Origin of the sequence: Steroidobacter sp., assembly GCF_016790065.1 — a bacterium.
Lineage (GTDB): Bacteria > Pseudomonadota > Gammaproteobacteria > Steroidobacterales > Steroidobacteraceae > Steroidobacter.
Map to the genome: position 1 here is coordinate 1 of NZ_JAEUPY010000196.1, position 1,501 is coordinate 1,501.

General features: G+C 61.3%; 1 protein-coding gene. It reads right to left on the minus strand.

Annotated elements, in window-relative coordinates:
* Window positions 1-154: 154 nt before the first annotated feature.
* The coding region (locus JNL55_RS08535) for a serine hydrolase domain-containing protein (RefSeq protein ID WP_293851994.1) at window positions 155-1,501 on the minus strand (1,347 nt) is incomplete at its 5' end.

Genomic DNA, 1,501 nt, shown 5'->3' on the forward strand with positions numbered 1-1,501 from the left:
TCACGGCAAGGTGACTGGATTGACCGCTTACCGATACACGGCCAATCAGCTCGAAATCACCCGGACGACCGTCTCGTACAAGCCGGACGGCAGCGTCGACGATCTCATCTCACAAACGACTTATAACGAGCAGAAACAGCAGCGCTGATCGCTATCAAGGATGCGTCGACTTGACGGCAAGCAGCTCGATATTGCGGGCACGCGCGCTATGCATCCGAACACGCGCCGCCCTACCGCTGGCATCGATGTCGAACGTGAACGAATGCGGGTTGATATTGCGACGTAGCGTGGCCGCATCGGAATCGAACTGCTCCGCAGTGATCTGCACCAGCCGAATCGGTTCCGCGCGCCACAGACTGCGCGCGACCAGCTGATCCCCCTCGACCGCGAACTCATAGGTCACATCCAGCTCATCGCTGTGGTATCGACCTGCGAGCTTGGCCAGCCGACTTCGCTCATCCTGAACCCGCTCCACACGACGATAGTGAGTTGGCGCGCCGACCGCCCGAATGCGATCGACGCCCGTGGCTGTCGGACGAAAGTACTCTGACGCCGGTGAGCCGCTGTCGAAAGTGCCGTCACGACGAAGCACCAACGCACGCCCGTCTTGATCGCCGGTCAACCGCATCTTCAAGCCCGCGGTATCGGACTCCAATAGCAAAGCCGGCAGACCCTCGCTCACATACGTTCCGACGAGGCGAGCCAGTTGCGCGGGCTTCGCGACCACCGGCGGCGAGATTTGCTGAGCAACCGTCGACTTCACCGGCGGCAGATAGAGGTCGGCGATATCCAAAGCCACCTCCGTGACTTCGACATCCGAGTTGCTCAACACCGCGATTCCCAGATCGTGCTCCGGGTAGTAGACGAGGAACGACATCACCGTGCGATCGACGCCGAGATGACTGATCGCCTTGCGCCCTCGCTGCGGCTGATCGAACAAACCGAAGCCATAGTGCACCGAACTGCCGTCGTTCAACCGGCCGCTGCGCGAAATCAGGTCGATCAATGCGGCATCGCCGACGCGCGGCTTGCCGAAGTTCCCAGCCCACTGAGCAAGATCTTCTACCGTAGTCAGCAGCCCAACGGCACCGACGTCGCCGGCGCCATCTCGCAAGTGCAGCCAGCGACCCTCTGATTTCTCGTAGTGAGCGGCGCGACCGGGCACAACCTCGCGCCAATCATCGATATAGAACGTGCGCTTCATTCCCAACGGCTCGAACATGCGCTGCGTCGTGAACTCACGCAGCGAATGCCCCGAGACGGCCTGGACCACCTCCGCCAGCAACGTGTAACCCGAGTTGCCGTAGAGAAAGTCCGTGCCCGGCGCAAAGTTCAGAGCACGCTGCTGCTCGAACACCTTGATCAGCTGAGGTTGGGTCACCAAATCTCGCAGGTCGCGCCCCGCGAGCACGAGCAGCTCGTATTGCTCTCGCAAGCCGCTGACGTGATGTATCAGGTGGCGCGGCGTGACGACGTGACCGACATCGGGAAAGTCCGGCAA